Raw genomic sequence first — 16,577 nt, forward strand, 5'->3', positions numbered from 1 at the left:
TATGCAAAGTCCAAAAATAACAATAGTAGCACCGCTAGATGACGAAACAGGGAAGCGTCTTCAAGGATATATTGTTGAAGATTACTCCCCTAATTGGGTCGAAAGCTTAGCTGATATTTCTGCCAAGGACATTGAAAAACCTTTAATTCAACCGCCTACCGTTATCATATATGTCACGTGTAGTTATGATATTGATGTAGTGAACTCAGATTTAGCCGAACTTACCCACAATGGCCGCTACACCAAAAATCATTCGATACTCTATGTCGGATCCATAGATCAATTGACCTTACTACAAGATTTTATTGAAGAAAATGACGATTTTATTGATAGAGATTGCCAGGGTGAATGGTTCCGAAGCAAGCTGAAGCAGGTTATTGACAGAACATTAGTGCTGCAGAAGTTAGTCAGGGATCTTCGCGAGGCTAGCGATATCGCCCTACTTTCGATGTCTCATAGTAGCGAGCTTGGGGAGATTTCGAGGTTTATTCTTACGTCATACAACTGTAAACATTACGAAGAATTAATCAATGAGCTGTTTAAGACAGTCGAAATATTCAATATTAAATGCAGCGCATTAGTTGTGGTAGATGATCAGCTGGTTGTTCGGCTTGCAGATGATGTTGGCCCTGAAGCTCGCAATACGATGTTGAATTTTCATGACCAACGTCGTATTCAGCATTTTGGTAAAGAGAGCCTAATTTCGTTTACCCACTCCTCTTTAATGTTTCACAATATGCCGATAGAAGATGAACACCATTACGGTCGTCTTCTTGACAATTTAACAGTACTCGGAAATTGTTTTGAAGCGCGAGTCAAAGGTATTCATGCTGAAGAAGAGGCAAATGCTGCGAGTAAGGCGAAAACGATGTTTCTCGCGTCTATGTCCCATGAATTGCGGACACCTATGAACTCAGTAATTGGCTTCACCGAAAGATTGATATCTAAACTCGAAGGCCGATTAAACGAAAAAGAAGAAAGACACCTTCACGCAATTAAACGAAATGGCGATCATTTGCTCACGCTCATTAATGATATTTTGGACCTCTCAAAAATTGAAGTCGGCAAAATGGAAATACACCCAGAGCCCATCGATCCTGTCGAACTCGTTACCAATGTATACACACAGCTTCTTCCAATTGCCAAAAAGAACCAACTCGAGTTTGCCTTCAACGTTAAATGTGACTCCTTTAGGTTGGTCGCAGACCCTACTCGTTTTACGCAAATGGTCATGAACCTGGCATCAAACGCAATCAAGTATACGCCCGAAGGCTCAGTAACTATCGAGTTGGACGTTGGTGTAGATGATGACATTGGGGAGTGTGTTCGCGTTGCCGTAGCCGATACTGGGATTGGTATTAGCGAAGAAGACCAAAAGAAACTCTTTGGAAATTTCATTCAAATTGATTCTGAGCTGTCACGTAAAGTAGAAGGTACAGGCTTAGGATTGGCGATCAGCATGCTTTTTGCCAATATGCATGGTGGTCGTGTTGATGTAACTAGCGAAGCAGGCGTTGGCAGCTGCTTCACGCTCGTCATGCCAAACGAAGCTACTCGCCCCTTAATGGGGAACCAATCCGCAGACCTACCCTTACAATAAACGCGCAGTAATCCATAATTTGCGTTAATATTGCCCGCCTTTGTCTATTTATTTCTAATGTGAGTTTCTATGCTAGATCCGCTACTACTTTTGGTTGGCGTCGGCCTTGTTTCTATTGTCTGCCAGCTTCTAGCCTACCGCGTTAAGCTCCCCGCAATCTTACCGCTACTTTTAGCTGGAATTATCCTAGGCCCTGCTGTTGGCTTAATCAATCCCGACAAGTTACTGGGAGAGCTATTGTTCCCAATTATTTCGTTGTCGGTGGCAATTATTCTTTTCGAAGGTGCATTGACTCTCAAGCTGGATGATATATCGGGCCATGGAAAGATTGTGCGTCGATTATGCACAACTGGAGCGCTAATAACATGGCTTGTAGTGGCTCCCACAGCGCACTTCGCACTCGGTATAAGCTGGGAACTGGCGTTTCTATTTGGTGCAATAGTTACTGTAACGGGGCCTACTGTAGTCAAACCAATGCTTCGTTCCGTTCGACCAACAGCAAATGTGTCCCGAATTTTGCAGTGGGAAGGGATAATCATAGACCCTATCGGCGCTTTGCTCGCAGTGCTTGTATTTGAGTTTATCGTTTCATCTCAGCAAGAAGCGTTTCTACACACAGCGCAAGCGTTTGGCTTAACTATTGCTGCGGGTTTAATTTTTGGTAGTGTTGGCGGTCACCTACTCGCTCATACACTTCGCAAAAACTGGGTACCTCACTACCTTAGGAACCCCTATGTACTGACAGTGATGCTCGGTTTTTTTGCAGCCTCGGATGAGCTAGCTCACGAGTCTGGCCTATTAACCGTCACCATAATGGGCATGTGGTTAGCCAATAAAAAAGATGTCGATATCGACGATATACTCGAGTTTAAGGAAACATTAAGTGTCCTTCTAATTTCTGCCCTGTTTATCTTACTTGCGGCAAGGCTTGACTTAAATGCGCTATTGCAAGTCGGCACCGGGGTACTCATCGTACTCGGCGTCATTATCTTCATCGCTAGGCCGCTAGGTATTTTTTCGTCAGCAATTGGCTCAGATCTCTCGTTAAAAGAAAAGCTACTGCTTTCCTGGATCGCCCCTAGAGGGATTGTAGCGGCAGCTGTTTCTGCGTTGTTCGCCCTGAAGCTAGAAGAACTAGGCTATCACCAAGCGAGCATTCTTGTTCCCATGGTGTTTCTAGTCATTATCACCACTGTGATACTGCAAAGTTTTACGGCAGGTTTTTTTGCAAAATATTTAGGGCTGCGCACTCAAAAGCCTAATGGCATATTGATATTTGGTGCAGGTGGTTTTTCTCGCCGCTTCGCCAAAGAGCTAATGGTGCAAGATATTCCCGTACGCCTCGCTGACACCAACTGGGCTTCGATAAGCGAGTCTCGAATGGAGAATATTCCTGTCTATTATGGAAATCCTACTTCCGATCATGCAGAACGAAACATCGATCTAACCACGTTTGGACGAGTCTTGGTTATTTCCCCCTACCGTCAACTTAACCCTGTAGTTACCTATCACTTTGAAAATGAACTCGGAAAAGGTGCCGTTTTTGGTCTCGATTTCAACGATCAAGAAGGCCCTAAAAGCCATAAAGTGTCGAAAAGCTATGCTGCAAAACTCGGTTTGTTTGGCGACAGTGCAAGTTACGCCAAACTCAATAGCTTAGTCGCTCAGGGTGCACAGATTAAAACCACTAATATTTCAGAAAATTTTACTCATGAAAATTATCTTGAGCGCTACGAAAAAGGTGCTATTCCATTGTGCGCGATTGACGAAAACAACAAAGTCTATATCTACACACAAGAGAACACATTTACGCCAAAAGCTGGCTGGAAAATCATGTCGCTTGTGGCAAAAGAGGTTTTAGAGGAGCTTAAGTCTCAGAAAGAGGCCGACAATACTGCAACACCGGAGAAACACTAAGCCATGTGTGGCCGATTCAATATTACAGACGATCCAGCCTTACATGCGTTGTTGGATGTCATGCGGATTCCAACAGCGCAAAGAGACCTGGTTTTTACGCAATATGATATTCGGCCTACACAATTTATAGACATCGTTCTACCTGGTGAAAGAAACCCCAGTCTTGCCAAAGCACTATGGTGGTTAATACTCAAAAAGGAAGGTAATCAGTATAAGCCAGACACCAAATGGGCATCATTCAATAGCCGATACGATAAATTTATTAACGGCAAAGTACATCAGATTAAACCACAAAGCTTCCGAGTCATCATACCGGCAAGCAGTTGGTACGAGTGGCAGGGTGATAAAGGGAGTAAAGTACCCTACATGATAAAACCGGAGTCAGGCGCACTAGCGCTTGGAGGCGTTGCTAAACGCTGGGAGACTTCAGACGGACCAATCTACTCTGCGTCTATTATTACCCTACCCGGCCATCCCAAACTGGCCAGCATTCACGAAAAATCGATGCCGCTGATCTTGCAGGAAAAGGACTATGCTAAATGGCTTGATAGCAGTATCAACAACAGCGCTTTTTCCGGCCTGCTGAGACCTCATTTGCCGCTACCATTGGTGGCTGGAGCAGTAAAATCTACTGCCGCCCCGCAAATAGTACAGGAAAACTATATCCCTGAAGATGATAGCGTTTAATCTAATTTGGTTAGCTGCTACTCGCCCCTTCGTCCTTCAAGCCTGCTTTTCTTAAGATTGTCATCATTGGGCACCACTTCGTAAATGCCGATTGCAGTAGGTTTAGACCAACAAAGGCCGTGAGGTAAAGCCAGTTAATATGCATTGTCACGGCTAGGGAAACCGAAACAAGGACGACAATACCGGCAATTAACCTTAGTGCGTCATTTACAGTCATATGAATAGCCTCCTTCGGCTCTTTTGGGTCTTATCATTGCCTAAACTATTTTCAGGGCAAAATTGCATTGCTTTAAGCTTTTCTATATTAGCATTATCTAATATAATGTTTTACCAAGCATGAAACAAGTAGCAAGATTGACTAGGATCAGGTATTTCCAAAAAATGAAGATCGATAAAGAGCATATGGCTGAGAACGCCGGTGAAGCTGCTCAGTTTCTAAAGTGTCTGAGCAACGCCAACCGTCTTATGTTGCTATGCGCTCTTTTGGACAAAGAGCGCTCAGTCTCTCAATTGAATGAAGAAGTCCCATTAAGCCAATCTGCACTGTCTCAGCATCTGTCAGTTTTACGAGACGCTAATATTGTCTCGACACGTAGAGAATCCCAGACCATTTATTATCAGTTAAAAGACCCTCGAGTAGCCGGCATTCTTCGCCCGCTATACCAAATGTTTTGTGGTGACTAGGTTTTCGCATGGCAAATTTCACGCAACGTATACTTCGCAACTCCTTGCAAGGCACAACGCCAGTTATCATCTTTGTCTTGGCATTGTTTGCTGGACTTCTTTCATTGCAATTAACACCGCGTGAAGAGGAGCCACAAATTGTAGTACCCATGATTGATGTTCAAGTGTCAGCCCCTGGACTCAGTGCACAACAAGTCGAGCGCCAAGTCACCACGCCTCTTGAAAAACTTTTAGCGCAAATACCCGGTGTTGAGCATCTTTATTCCACTACCGCCTCCGGTCAGGCCTCAGTAACCTTACGATTCTATGTCGGAGAAGACCGGGAAGATTCGCTACTCAATACCTACAACAAGTTATATTCTAATCAAGATGCTATTCCCCCAGTTGTTGAGCAATGGCAGGTGAACCCTATCGAGGTGGATGATGTACCAGTATTGCTCCTCGCATTGTGGAGTAGCGAACCTGCACAATATGATGACTTTGAATTGCGCCGTGTTGCTCAAGAGTTATCAACTGCCATCCAAAGCATTCCACAAACGAGTGAAGTCAATGTTGTTGGTGGTCGTCCACGTACTGTTAAAGTAGAACTTGACCCTGAATCACTCGCTGCCAGAAAAACGACAATTGCGGAAGTTATCTCAGCGCTAAAAGTCAGTAATACGTTAACTATCGCGGGCAACCGCTTGCAGCAAGCTAAAATCAGTAACGGCTTTCAAACATCAATTACGGTTGAGCTTCAAAGTGGCGATTATCTTAGATCTGTAGACGAGCTAAATGACTTGGTTGTCAACATGATTAATGGGCAGCCGGTTTTTGTGAAAGACATAGCGTCAGTTGTTGATGGCCCGGCAGACCCAACCAATTACACGTGGATTGATTTTACTGGTAACGATACAACCACTTTACTACCTTCAGAAGACACAAGAAAAACTGACTACCCGATGGTCAGTATTAGCGTTGCCAAACAACCGGGTAGCAATGCTGTAGCGGTAACTCAAAATGTTCATACGCTTTTGGGCGATTTTAAAGCGCAATTTTTACCGGACAGTATGCACATCACTGTTTTACGTGATTATGGGCAGACAGCCGATGAGAAAGTTAACAACTTAATCCAAAGTCTTGGTTTCGCTATCTTCACCGTCGTAATCTTCATCGGCGTATTTTTAGGTTGGCGACAGGCTTGGGTTGTCGCGCTAGCGGTACCAATTTGCTACGGAATTACACTTGCCTTGGATATGGCTTTTGGTTACACCATCAACCGTGTCACACTTTTCGCGTTAATTCTCGCTCTCGGTCTATTGGTTGATGATCCAATTACTGGCGTAGACAATATATCGAGATTTTTATTTGGTGGCGCCGCGAGCAAAGATATTACCGACAGAGATGGAAAAATTGTCGCTGCCATAGAAGAGATTCGTTCGCCGCTGGTTATGTCTACCTTTACCATCGTGCTCGCATTCATCCCCCTGGCATTTATAACCGGCATGATGGGCCCGTATATGGCGCCGATGGCCTTTAACGTTCCAGTTAGTGTCATTACGAGTACAGTCGTCGCGTTTCTTGTAACGCCTTGGTTAACCAAAAAAATATTAAAAAGCGACGATAGCGTGGACTCTGAAAGCGGTAGTGATGATACGCCCCTGCTAAGCTTTTATCGTAAGGTCCTTTCTCCCATATTAGATAACCCGCGATGGTCGAAACTCACACTCTGGTCAGTGCTAGTACTGTTTATCGGTGCCTGTACGTTACCTCTGTTTCGATTGGTGCCTCTAAAACTATTGCCATTCGACAATAAAAACGAAATCCAAATTTTAGTGGAACTACCTGCTTCGAGTAGTTTAGAAACGACAGCTGCGCTCTCTAAGCAAATCGCTAATCGAGTTACGACGGTTCCAGAAGTTAACGCTATCGCAAGCTACATTGGCATCCCTTCGCCAATTGATTTTAATGGTATGGTGCGTGGTTACTATAAGCGTGCGGGAAATCACTTTGCAGATATGCGTTTAATACTGGCTGACAAATCAATCCGAGAACATCAAAGTCACGGCATTGTCCTTAGAATAAGGGCGCTCTTGGCTGACTTAAACCAAGGCAATACAAAAATTAAGGTTGTCGAAGTCCCCCCAGGCCCCCCCGTTCTCAGTACACTGGTCGCAGAAATATATGGTACAAGGATTACGGATTACGCAACGCAGCAAGATGCGGCGGCAATTTTGGTTGAACGATTGCAACGAGAACCGCACGTAGTTGAAGTTGAAAGCTCTGCTAAAGTAACGGCGCCGGTGTATCGTTTCTATACAGACAAACAAAAAGCAGCGCTTTCTGGTATTTCGAGTGCTGACGTAAACCAAGCTTTACTCGCAGCGAATCAAGGCGTAGTCGCTGGGTTTCTACAACTACCTAGAGAAGCTTCGCCTTTGCCAATCGAAGTCCGCTTGCCGCTTTCTCAACGCCATAGCGAGTCCGATTTACTCAGAATCCATGTTAAAGGAAAACCCGGTGTAACAAAGACATCAAACGAGAATGGGTTAGTAAATGCAGCCCAACCGCTGGTCGCTTTGGGGGAGATTGGAGCATTCGAGCAACTTAACGGTGATCAGATCATACAACATAAAGATTTAAAACCCGTCGTTTATGTAATGGCTGAATTATCGGGAAGAACACCGGCTGAAGTCATCGCGGATGTCAATGCAGATTTGATATTAGGCACCGATGACAATGCCACTGCGAATAAAGAGATCTCCTCCTGGCAGTCGCGCCATTTTTTGTCACCTGGCGCCGGCGACCTGTGGAAGCTACCCGACAATACCAGTGTCCGCTGGACGGGAGAAGGGGAATGGAAAATCACCGTGGACGTTTTCCGCGATATGGGTATCGCCTTCGCATTTGCGCTAATAGCTATCTTTATAGTGTTGCGGTATCAAACGCAATCTGTTTCTTTATCGCTGATTATTATGTCTGCGATCCCTCTAACTATGATCGGCATAATGCCTGGTTTTTGGCTACTTAATCAGTTTGGTGAGCGAACAATCGCTGGAGCACCAGAGCCCATATTATTTACCGCTACTGCGATGATAGGAATGATTGCATTAGCAGGTATCGTAGTGCGTAACTCTCTTATATTGGTCGAGTTTATAACTCAATCTCGTACAGCAGGAATGCCGATTAAAGAAGCTTTAATCCGAGCAGGAGCGGTTCGAATGAGACCCGTGTTGTTAACTGCTGGTACCACCCTACTTGGTAACTTTGTTATCACATTAGACCCGGTATTCTCTGGTTTGGCACTTGCCATTATTTTTGGCATTGTCGCCTCTACCTTGTTCACATTATTGGTAGTGCCGGTTGTTTATTACCTTGTCTTCAAAAATGACGAAAACACTAGTGAGGTTTCACCTTAACATGACTAGATCAAACCAATCTCGAAACAAAATCATCACGTTGTTTCTGTCAGTTTTCGTATTAGTGGTTGCTATTGCCTGGATGGCGGGTTTTTTTACCAGTAAAATTGAACCTGGCCTTACAGACAAGCCGTCGAGTCACTCGAATGATTTGATACCTGTTGCGGCAAAACGGGTTATGGAATACGAACCCGTCCCTGCATCATTGACCGCCAAGCAAGCCACAATCATTTCCTCTCGTATATTAGCCAGAATCACAAAAATCAATGTGCGTGCGGGTGACTCGGTATCTGAGGGTCAATTGTTGGCAGAATTAGAGCAAACTGATCTACAAGCTATCTCAAAACAAGCCGCCGAACAGGTTCGCTCCATTAAAGCGCGATTAGTTGAAGCGGAGCAAAACCTAAAACGCATCGAAACCTTGTATAAAGACGGACTTGTTTCTAAAGCCGATTTAGATCGTGCGACCGCTAATCAACAAGCACTAGCCGCGGACTTGTCGGCTAGCGAATTAGCGTTAGAAGGGGCCCAAGCCTCGTTAAGTTACACACAAATAAAGGCACCAATCGACGGTAGAATTGTCGACCGATTTGCTGAACCGGGCGATACAGCAACACCCGGAAGTCCCCTCCTATCCATATACAACCCATTAAGCTTACAGGTAGAAGCCCAGGTGCGTGAAACGCTGGCGATACCGTTGAAAGTGGGCGACGCTATCAACGTTGAGGTACCGGCTTTTGATAAATTGTTTGGTGCAACAGTGGAGGAAATAGTCCCAGCGGCAGATTCAAATTCTCGAAGTTTTACGGTCAAAGCTCGGTTTGACTATGATGCCTCTCTTCTGCCCGGCATGTACGCAAGAATGCACCTGCCTACAGGCGAAGTTAAGAAGCTTATAGTACCTAAAGACCGCGTCGCTACCATTGGTCAATTGAATCTTGTGTGGATAGAAGTTGACGGTCAAACAGAAAGGCGTTTCGTAAAGCTAGGCCAATGGCAAAACAACGATGAATTAGAAATTGTGTCTGGAGTGCGTGAAGGCGAGCTAATTTTGCCTATTCCAGTTGTTCAAAACTAACTTCTCTCTCTATTACGTGCCTATCAACTCAAGATTACTAATGGCACTTGACGCCCACAACCGACTATAATTGCGAGCTTACTTAATCGATTCGCCAATCATGTCTAATTGGGGGCTTTATGATAACCGTTGTTCAATCTACCCGATTACTAGTTGTCGCCTTACTAGTAACAGTTCTGGCAAGTTGTGCTTGCCCTTTCGCTGTAAAACCAACACCAAATGATGTAGTGGCTGGGCAAGTTACCAACCGCACTTATGATTTTAAAGAAGCGGGCAAACCGATGAGCTACGCGCTTTATGTCCCTAGTAGCTATGATGGTTCTCAAAAAATGCCGTTAATGATTTTGTTACACGGTTTGACGAGCAATCCAAACGCAGTGATTGGATACGAAGGCATTACTCAAGAAGCGGAAAAGCGCGGCATAATTGTGGTTGCTCCCTATGGCTACAACGAAGGTGGCTGGTATGGAAGCCGTGGTAAAGGGAAAGATTTTGGCGATAAAACTGCAAATATGTTCACTAAAGGCGCGCCCGAAAATCTGGGTGAGCTTAGCGAGCTCGATGTACTGAATGTATTCGATATTATCCGAGATGAATTCCGTATCGATAAAGATCGAATGTACGTAGTAGGACACTCTATGGGAGGTGCTGGGACGGTGCACTTTGGCACAAAATACCATAAACAGTGGGCTGCCATCGCGATGATGTCGCCGGCAGTTTTTGTTGATCCACCAGAGCCCATATCTAACCTCAAAGACATTCCTGTCATGATAGTTCACGGTGATAACGACGAACTCGTGCCCGTTGATTTGGTACGTGAATTTTATCAACGCGTCTCTGACACTGGCACGATAACAAAGTATATGGAAATACCGGACGGGGACCATGTTAAAGTTATTTCAAGAAACCCTGAAATGATTACAGAAGTCTTTGATTTTCTCACCAGCTATTCAAACTAAAAAACAGATCGTGCCGCCCTTTCGGCGGCACGCCAACTTCTTTATCCTATCTTTCAGTCGGTTTATTTTCACTTAGTACCCCTAAAAGGCGGCTAGATGATTAAATACGTGCCTATAAGTGCTGTAGACATTAATGCGTCAACGCATAAATCAAATAGTTAATACCTAGTTGATAGGATAAGTTCGCGTATTTAACTGGGTATTCTCGATGGTAAGTGTGTTCCCAACCATCGCCCATATCCGAATTCCAATTAATCAGCACCATAACACGCCCATTATCATCGAGTATGGCATGATTCGAGGCATACTCTACATCGCCTTCTGGCCGATTATCATAATTACTGAGTGCTGGAATCATCTGGGCACCCTCTACGTCGTAAAAGCCATGAAATATTTCGTGAGATGAATCGAGTTTAATAATCTCGCGGTCAGGGAATACCAAACTAAACATTTGGTAAAATGCATCCCATTGATAGGTTCCCCAGAAATCATCTATCAACATGAATCCACCCCTTAATAAATATTCACGAAGGTTATTAATTTCTTGCGGTGAGAAAAAAACACCTCCGTTGCGCCCCATTTCCACGGCATAGATAAACGGATGACTGAAAATTTGTTGATCATCCAGCCGTAACACGATGGGTTCTTGATTTACTTTTACATTGGTGAGCCTAGTGACACCTTTCAAAAAATTGATATCGGCAGCAGGAAAATCAGTCGACCACATTCCCATACTCCGTCGACTCACATAACGCGTATCATATTGAAGTCTGACAAAAGAAAACTCCCCTTCGCGCCACAGCTCAGGTTCATCAACGGGAAATTCCAGCGTTGGATCAGCTATCGCAACGGAAAGATGGATGAATTGCAGCGCAAACAAAAAAAACAAGGAAAGTAAGGTATCCTGGCTGTATCGTCGTGATAAAAAACTTAACGGTTCCATAATTAATATCCCTTGCGACGCTGCGCTTGGCGCTGCAAAATCACTAGTATAAAACCAAGAGTGATAACAACAACGCTTTAAAGGTCGAATAAGCTATGAATCAACAACAGGTCTTCGTACGCTACGAGTTAGATGGTAAAACGTATTTTGCTGAGAAGGAAGGCGATATTCTTCATCAACTCAACGCCGCGCCATACAACGCCCCCGCTCGCACTGGAACACAACACAAGGTCAATAGCGTACAGTTACTAGCGCCTGCCGCCCCTTCAAAAATCGTCTGCATAGGCCTCAACTACAAGAGCCACCTCGGAGAGCGCCCAGCCCTTGAATACCCAGGCATGTTTGCAAAGTACCCTTCAGCGTTAGTCGGTAACGAACAGAACGTTATTATCCCGAGCGATGCTAAAAGTGTGCATTATGAAGGTGAGATGGTAATTATCTTAGGAAAACACGCATCACATGTTTCTGAGGAAGAAGCAAAAACATGTATTTTTGGTGTGACTATAGGAAATGATATTAGTGAACGTGTTTGGCAGCAGAATGATCTGCAATGGTTGCGGGCCAAGTCTTCAGATACTTTCGCACCAATGGGACCTTATTTGGTAACGGGATTAGACTATGGCAATCTTGAACTCGAAACACGGGTCAATGGCGAAGTTCGCCAGGCATCCAATACGAACCTGCTAATCTTCAATGTCCCTTTTCTTATTAGCTATATAAGCCGATACATCACGTTAAATCCTGGTGATGCAATCTACACCGGGACACCCGGTACCACCCAAAAAATGGTAGACGGCGATGTGGTTGAAGTTGAGCTCTCGGGCGTAGGTGTCTTGCGAAATCAGATCGTTAAAGGTTCAGCGCAGCAATCCAGTTAAAACCTTATTAAAATTTGTTGTGAGCTAACCCTGGTTAGCTCACAACAATTACGGCCAATCAGTTTGTCGACTCAGGCACCGCTAACGCTATATACTCCGCAGCCTTCTTGCCATCACCCACAGCCATCACAATAAATTGTTTGCCGTCGATAATGTACGTCATTGGCTGGCCGGTTTGAGTTGCCGGTAACGAGATATCAGCAACCGTTTCGCCGGTCTCTTTATCTATTGCATGAAGAACCGGCGCCCCGCCTCTTCCTTCACCAGCAAACAACAAAGTTTTAGTGGCTAATAAGCCCGAACGAGTCGGCTTACCTGTTGGAGGTAGCTCTAGATCTTTTAGCGCGGGATGATTTTTAACGCTGTCTGGTGTGTCACCATTCACAACTTGCCAATCATGGTCTCCACTGTTCAGGTCGATGGAGGTAATACGGCCCCAAGGTGGCTGAATAAGTGGCAAACCATCAATCTTGGGCGTTCGCTTCTTTCCACCGTAAATAAAATCCACTGAAGATCGTTCCGGGTCATTAACTAGTGATAACAGCGAAACGTTCGTAAATGATGGAACGTAGAGTTTGCCTGTTTCAGGGTCATACGCACCGCCTTCCCAGTTAGTGCCACCGGTGGCTGAGGGTACACTCAACGTGCCAAAAGTCCCATCGGGTGCTTCCGCTAAAGATGGTGGTGTATACAGCGGCCCCAGACGAAATGGCTTTACTGCTTCCAACGCTTTAGCTCTTAGCTCTGGTGTGAAATTGATCAAGTCGTCTTCACTAAATCCTTGCCTATCGTAAGCGGCAGGTTTTGTCGGAAACGGCTGTGTAGGTGACGTCCATTCACCGGGAACATCGGTTTGCGGCACCGGTGTTTCGATAATAGGCCAAATCGGTTCACCTGTTTTTCGATCAAAAACGTAAGCAAACGATTGTTTAGTCAGCTGAACTACCACTTTCCTGCCATTAGGAAGGTCTGCAAGAATGGGTGCGGATGGGTTATCCCAATCCCAAATATCGTGATGAATAATCTGATAGTGCCACTTTCGTTTGCCTGATTTAATATCAAGCGCTACCAAGCTATTCGCAAACAAGTTGTTGCCTGGGCGATCACCTCCATAACGGTCTCCAGTGGCCGACTCGACAGGTAGATAAACTAAACCCAATTCGGGATCGGCGGACATTGGCGCCCAAACACCTGCGTTACCGGTGAATTTTTCTGAACCGTTCAACCAAGTATCGGAGCCAAAATCACCAGACTCCGGAATGGTTTTAAATCGCCATTTTAGTTTTCCGGATTTTGCGCTAAACGCACGGACATCACCTTTGACATTGGATTTTGATACTGGCCAAAAACTAACAAGGTGAGCAGCCCCGACGATAACAGTATCGTTCACGACTAATGGAGGCTTGTTTAAACCAATATCAATGTCGTCACGCCCTTTACCTAGACGTAGACCCTTCTTGAGGTCTACCCTTCCGTTGTCACCGAACTTTCTGTCAGGGACTCCCGTTTTTGCATCGAGAGAGACTAAAAAATAACCCGGCGTAACGGTGAAAATACGTTCTTTATCGCCCTTCTTCCAATAACTGACAGCACGACCAGAGCCTTTACGAGGCGCAGCTTCGTAACGCTCAGGTTCATCAGGGCGCCACATCCAAAGCAACTGGCCAGTTTTTGGGTTGAGCGCAACGACATTGCGTGTTGCGCCAGCCGTTGCGTAGAGGGTGCCATCGACCATGATCGGAGACGACAAGTTGATTCGCTCCGCTTCAGGTCCAAAATTTGCGGTGTTAAAACGCCAAGCGATTTCTAGATCAGATACGTTGTCTTTGTTAATTTGCGCTGCTGCTGAATATCGATTTGCACTAAGGTCACCATTCATGTCGAGCCACTCGACATCCTCATAAACAACAGTAGGCTCGGATAAACCGGAAGACGAAATGAGTACACCGCTAAACGGCTCGTCACTTTGATTAAGGGCAACGCCACCGGCATTTAAAAGATAGGCACTGACATCTCGATACTGAGATTCTGTAAGGGAGCCTGGTTGTTCTGCAGGCATCGCAAGTTTAATCGTAGTGTAAAACTGCTCGGCTTCACGATCAGCCCACGTAGTAGCGAAGCGTCCAACTAAATCCTCTGCGGTATGGCAGCGAGAGCAGTGCGACTGAAAAACCTCTTTTCCTTGTTCGATATTGTAAGCGTTAGCATGGCTAAACAGTGTAGTACTCAGAAGCAGCGCTGCTGATGCAGCGAAGTAAAGCTTTTGCAAAATCCCCACTCCTCAAGAATTATTTTTGTTAGTTGTTATTAGTCTAGAGATTTGGAATAGTACCGCGTTTATCGAAGCCACGGAACCAATGGGCAGCTTCAATAACGGACCCCGTAATGCTCCTACAACTGATGCTCATAAAATCGATAATACACAGCAATAACAACGAGTTAAGCTGACTATCTAGAATGTTTATAGCTAGAAATTGGTTAAAAGAAAAGCGGTTATTTTACATTTCCATACATCAAAATCAGTCAATATAGGTCGAGTTACTATGGCAGAGTTATCCAACAAAAATATTATCGTTGCTGGAGGAACCTCCGGCATTGGTTTATCAATAACGAGTTTATGTGCATCACTGGGAGCAAACGTCTGGGCAATTGGTCGTTCACAGGAATATATCGATAAAGCAAAAGAAGAAGTCTCTGGTAACGTGACATTTGTATCGCTGGACATACACGATACATCAGCGCTTCAAGCGCTATTCAAAGAGGTTGGTACCATTGACCACCTTGCATGCAATGCGACCGGTGCAAACCGGACTATTGCGCCTTTCTTGAAGCAAACAGCAGAGCAATTTCAAGAAGCGTTTGGTAAATTTTGGGGTTATACCAATGTCGTGCGAGAAGCGATTCCGTTTATCGCTGATACCGGTTCCATCACGCTAACCAGCGGCACACCGGCTCGTAAAGCTCGCCCCGGCCAAATATCGCTAAGTTGCGTTGGCAGTGCAGTCGAAGCCTTTACGCGCGCTCTAGCACCTGAGGTCGCCCCTATTCGAGTTAATGTCGTGGCACCCGGCATCATTGATACAACGATGTACAGTTGGATGGGCGATAAAAAAGATGAGCAATTAGCAAACCTTACGCAAAAGTTCCCAGCGAAAAGAGCGGGTGAACCTGGAGAGGTGGCAAGCGCGATTGTATTTTTAATGCAAAACGATTACGTAACGGGCTCAACAATCGATGTGGATGGCGGTTTATTGTTGTCCTAAACAATTGCAACACAAAAATCGCAACACAAACGCCAACATTGTTTGGTTTTGTGCAAAAAAAGCGACGCAGACATCGGTGGGTCGCTTTTTTTGATCATTAAGATTTCAAAAAATCGATGAAAGGTGGGAAAAATTTCTCGGGCACTTCCAAGAAAGGGCAATGGCCCGCGTCATCAAATAGAATTAACTTCGCGTTGGGTATCGCATCAACCACAGCTTTTGCATTTTCCCTAAAGTTACGTCCATCTTCGGCACCGCTAATAAAAAGAGTTTTCGCTTTGATATGTGGGCGATCGTAAACGACCGGTTCAGCGTATATCCATTGGAAATTTAGGGCACGAACCATCGCGGCTCTTGGCCACTCTGCGCTCAAGGTCCAACCATACATGAGGTCAACATAACGTTCATAAGCCTCGTCCCAGGTGACAAAATAGCGTTCGATATTTCTCCGGACGGCGCTGTAGTCTCGAGCGAGTTGGCGCTGATAGGTATCTTCTATGCGAGTCCATCCTCGATACGGCCTAGAGTCGACCAAACCAATCTGGTTGACGATTACTAAGTGGGTTGTTGCGTCGGGGTAGGAAAAAGCAAAGCGAGTCGCCATCATTCCCCCCATGGAGTGACCGACAATTGCCGCTTTTTTAATATTGAGAGAATCTAGTAAGGCCTTGGTGTTTGCAGCATGGTCGTCTAACCGATAGGGAATAATCGGCTTCGAAGAGCGTCCAAAACCTATCTGATCAGGAACGATAACACGAAAACCGTTATCCGTTAGCTGGTCGATGGTCGATTCAAAATATTCTCCGAACCAATTCATTCCATGCAGCAATACAACAACTTTACCGTTAGGCTTATCTGCTGAAACATCCATATAAGCCATACGGACATCTTGTTCATATAGTGTTAACGGCAGGTGTTTTACAGGATGAGGGTAAGCAAGATCTTCTAGATTAATGCTTCGAGGTAACAAATCCTCATGATCACTGGCATGTGTATGGATTGCGAAGAAAGAGCAAAATAATAAGGCCGTTATTAAGGTTAGCGGCAACTTTTGAATAGGCACGATTCTCCTCCTTGATTTATTGTTGTTGGGATACAGTCGTGATCATGGCGAGTATAACAGTCCCTCTCCTATCTGCCGCGTGAAAACGGTTAAAAACTGTCAGTTCT

Annotated in this window: 13 protein-coding genes; 9 read left to right on the top strand and 4 right to left on the bottom strand. The window is 45.0% G+C overall.

The window, feature by feature from the left end; translation table 11 throughout:
• The first annotated feature begins 1 nt into the window (after position 1).
• The 3 genes from ACZ5NB_RS09715 to ACZ5NB_RS09725 all read left to right on the top strand — a co-directional run bounded on the left by ACZ5NB_RS09715 (position 2) and on the right by ACZ5NB_RS09725 (position 4,204).
• A complete protein-coding gene (locus tag ACZ5NB_RS09715) occupies positions 2-1,600 on the top strand; it encodes a sensor histidine kinase (RefSeq protein ID WP_460234816.1) in 1,599 nt (532 codons plus the stop codon).
• A gap of 69 nt (positions 1,601-1,669) precedes the next feature.
• On the top strand, positions 1,670-3,517 hold the full coding sequence (locus ACZ5NB_RS09720) for a cation:proton antiporter (RefSeq protein WP_460234815.1): 1,848 nt from the start codon (positions 1,670-1,672) through the stop codon (positions 3,515-3,517).
• 3 nt (positions 3,518-3,520) lie between these two features.
• Complete coding sequence (locus ACZ5NB_RS09725) at positions 3,521-4,204, top strand: SOS response-associated peptidase (protein ID WP_460234814.1); 684 nt, start codon at positions 3,521-3,523, stop codon at positions 4,202-4,204.
• Positions 4,205-4,214: 10 nt separating this feature from the next.
• Here the strand turns inward: ACZ5NB_RS09725 and ACZ5NB_RS09730 are convergent, their stop codons facing one another.
• Positions 4,215-4,421, bottom strand: a complete 207-nt coding sequence (locus ACZ5NB_RS09730) for a YgaP family membrane protein (protein ID WP_460234813.1) — start codon at positions 4,419-4,421, stop codon at positions 4,215-4,217.
• Between the two features lie 164 nt (positions 4,422-4,585).
• On the opposite strand from ACZ5NB_RS09730, the gene ACZ5NB_RS09735 reads away from it, so the two are divergent.
• From ACZ5NB_RS09735 to ACZ5NB_RS09750, 4 genes are all read left to right on the top strand, one after another.
• Positions 4,586-4,888: an ArsR/SmtB family transcription factor gene (locus ACZ5NB_RS09735; RefSeq protein ID WP_460234812.1), complete on the top strand. Its 303-nt coding sequence runs from the start codon at positions 4,586-4,588 to the stop codon at positions 4,886-4,888.
• A gap of 8 nt (positions 4,889-4,896) precedes the next feature.
• A complete protein-coding gene (locus tag ACZ5NB_RS09740; RefSeq protein ID WP_460234811.1) occupies positions 4,897-8,286 on the top strand; it encodes an efflux RND transporter permease subunit in 3,390 nt (1,129 codons plus the stop codon).
• Position 8,287: 1 nt separating this feature from the next.
• Positions 8,288-9,364, top strand: a complete 1,077-nt coding sequence (locus ACZ5NB_RS09745) for an efflux RND transporter periplasmic adaptor subunit (RefSeq protein WP_460234810.1) — start codon at positions 8,288-8,290, stop codon at positions 9,362-9,364.
• A gap of 119 nt (positions 9,365-9,483) precedes the next feature.
• Positions 9,484-10,323, top strand: a complete 840-nt coding sequence (locus ACZ5NB_RS09750) for a carboxylesterase family protein (RefSeq protein WP_460234809.1) — start codon at positions 9,484-9,486, stop codon at positions 10,321-10,323.
• Between the two features lie 130 nt (positions 10,324-10,453).
• On the opposite strand, the gene ACZ5NB_RS09755 is transcribed toward ACZ5NB_RS09750, so the two are convergent.
• Positions 10,454-11,266, bottom strand: a complete 813-nt coding sequence (locus ACZ5NB_RS09755; RefSeq protein ID WP_460234808.1) for a DUF4159 domain-containing protein — start codon at positions 11,264-11,266, stop codon at positions 10,454-10,456.
• 95 nt (positions 11,267-11,361) lie between these two features.
• Here ACZ5NB_RS09755 and ACZ5NB_RS09760 point away from each other — a divergent pair, with 95 nt between their 5' ends.
• Positions 11,362-12,144 (top strand): fumarylacetoacetate hydrolase family protein, encoded by a 783-nt coding sequence (locus tag ACZ5NB_RS09760; protein ID WP_460234807.1) that lies wholly within the window; start codon positions 11,362-11,364, stop codon positions 12,142-12,144.
• A gap of 58 nt (positions 12,145-12,202) precedes the next feature.
• On the opposite strand, the gene ACZ5NB_RS09765 is transcribed toward ACZ5NB_RS09760, so the two are convergent.
• The gene (locus ACZ5NB_RS09765) at positions 12,203-14,413 is read right to left on the bottom strand and encodes an outer membrane protein assembly factor BamB family protein (RefSeq protein WP_464107941.1); all 2,211 of its coding nucleotides are present in this window, start codon (positions 14,411-14,413) and stop codon (positions 12,203-12,205) included.
• 274 nt (positions 14,414-14,687) lie between these two features.
• Between ACZ5NB_RS09765 and ACZ5NB_RS09770 the strand changes: the two genes are divergently transcribed.
• The gene (locus ACZ5NB_RS09770; protein WP_460234805.1) at positions 14,688-15,407 is read left to right on the top strand and encodes an SDR family oxidoreductase; all 720 of its coding nucleotides are present in this window, start codon (positions 14,688-14,690) and stop codon (positions 15,405-15,407) included.
• Between the two features lie 97 nt (positions 15,408-15,504).
• Here the strand turns inward: ACZ5NB_RS09770 and ACZ5NB_RS09775 are convergent, their stop codons facing one another.
• Positions 15,505-16,470: an alpha/beta fold hydrolase gene (locus ACZ5NB_RS09775; protein WP_460234804.1), complete on the bottom strand. Its 966-nt coding sequence runs from the start codon at positions 16,468-16,470 to the stop codon at positions 15,505-15,507.
• Positions 16,471-16,577 lie beyond the last annotated feature (107 nt).

The organism is Aurantivibrio plasticivorans, from assembly GCF_055392955.1.

Bases quoted from the DNA above. Each gene is read 5' to 3' on its own strand.
- ACZ5NB_RS09755 (WP_460234808.1), bottom strand. From the start codon at position 11,266: ATGGAACCGTTAAGTTTTTTATCACGACGATACAGCCAGGATACCTTA.
- ACZ5NB_RS09725 (WP_460234814.1), top strand. From the start codon at position 3,521: ATGTGTGGCCGATTCAATATTACAGACGATCCAGCCTTACATGCGTTG.
- ACZ5NB_RS09730 (WP_460234813.1), bottom strand. From the start codon at position 4,421: ATGACTGTAAATGACGCACTAAGGTTAATTGCCGGTATTGTCGTCCTT.
- ACZ5NB_RS09760 (WP_460234807.1), top strand. From the start codon at position 11,362: ATGAATCAACAACAGGTCTTCGTACGCTACGAGTTAGATGGTAAAACG.
- ACZ5NB_RS09735 (WP_460234812.1), top strand. From the start codon at position 4,586: ATGAAGATCGATAAAGAGCATATGGCTGAGAACGCCGGTGAAGCTGCT.
- ACZ5NB_RS09750 (WP_460234809.1), top strand. From the start codon at position 9,484: ATGATAACCGTTGTTCAATCTACCCGATTACTAGTTGTCGCCTTACTA.
- ACZ5NB_RS09740 (WP_460234811.1), top strand. From the start codon at position 4,897: ATGGCAAATTTCACGCAACGTATACTTCGCAACTCCTTGCAAGGCACA.
- ACZ5NB_RS09770 (WP_460234805.1), top strand. From the start codon at position 14,688: ATGGCAGAGTTATCCAACAAAAATATTATCGTTGCTGGAGGAACCTCC.
- ACZ5NB_RS09715 (WP_460234816.1), top strand. From the start codon at position 2: ATGCAAAGTCCAAAAATAACAATAGTAGCACCGCTAGATGACGAAACA.
- ACZ5NB_RS09720 (WP_460234815.1), top strand. From the start codon at position 1,670: ATGCTAGATCCGCTACTACTTTTGGTTGGCGTCGGCCTTGTTTCTATT.
- ACZ5NB_RS09745 (WP_460234810.1), top strand. From the start codon at position 8,288: ATGACTAGATCAAACCAATCTCGAAACAAAATCATCACGTTGTTTCTG.